The sequence below is a fragment of the Vibrio sp. 10N.261.55.A10 genome (assembly GCF_041470825.1).
GTDB classification, from domain to species: domain Bacteria; phylum Pseudomonadota; class Gammaproteobacteria; order Enterobacterales; family Vibrionaceae; genus Vibrio; species Vibrio crassostreae_C.
In genome coordinates this window covers 1-731 of sequence record NZ_JBFRNC010000085.1, presented here as the reverse complement: position 1 = coordinate 731, position 731 = coordinate 1, and the positions used below count along the sequence as shown (strand labels likewise).

Annotated in this window: 1 protein-coding gene; it reads right to left on the bottom strand. The window is 42.1% G+C overall.

Features of this window, described 5'->3' with window-relative positions:
- Nucleotides 1-176: 176 nt before the first annotated feature.
- The gene (locus AB4274_RS20685; RefSeq protein ID WP_017059446.1) at nucleotides 177-665 is read right to left on the bottom strand and encodes a helix-turn-helix domain-containing protein; all 489 of its coding nucleotides are present in this window, start codon (nucleotides 663-665) and stop codon (nucleotides 177-179) included.
- Between the last annotated feature and the right edge of the window lie 66 nt (nucleotides 666-731).

Genomic DNA, 731 nt, shown 5'->3' with positions numbered 1-731 from the left:
CTCTCGATGGGCACACTGAGCCAAACAAATAAGCGTATTCAAATTGCTGCTGTTTTACTACGCGAGGTCTCGTTCCACGAGTAGCCCAAAGACGTGTTGTTGTGTTCTGCTGACCAAACCTAGCTTCGTCTTGAAACCAGACATCAACACTCTCTAGCCCAATATGGCCGGGGATCTTAAGGATCGTTTCGATTTGGAATTTTTTTAAAATCGTCCTGTATTTGCTGTGATTGTTTAGGGTGTTTGGAACGAGAAGTTATCCAAGAAAAACCCATGTGGTCGAGGAGATAATAGATGGAATTAGGGTGGTAGTGCTTGTCAAAGTGTTTAACGATGTAGTCATGTATATCGCTTCCAACAAGGCGGCCACCAGAAGGTGATTCAGCTTCTTTTTTTATGAAGGCACTGAGTTGAGCCCGCTGCTCATCGGTGAGGTATGCAGGCCTACCAGTCCGAGGTTTTTCTTGAAGTCCTTCTAGGCCTTCTTCAAAAAAAATCCGAACCCATTTATTGACACTGGTTCGACTGACTTTGAGAGATTTTGCAATTTGTGTACGAGAGAGGCCGTCTTTAAAGTGTGCGAGCGCAAGTAAACGCATCTTCATCTGAATGGTTTTTTGCTGGCTCGCAAGCTTTTTGAAGTCAGTGTTATTAAGGCTATCCATGGCTAAATTTCACAATAATTCATCAATCTTAATTAGATCACATTTTTACTTTAATTGGTATTATAC

Excerpts from the sequence above, each read along its gene's own strand:
- AB4274_RS20685 (WP_017059446.1), bottom strand. The coding sequence starts at position 665 with ATGGATAGCCTTAATAACACTGACTTCAAAAAGCTTGCGAGCCAGCAA.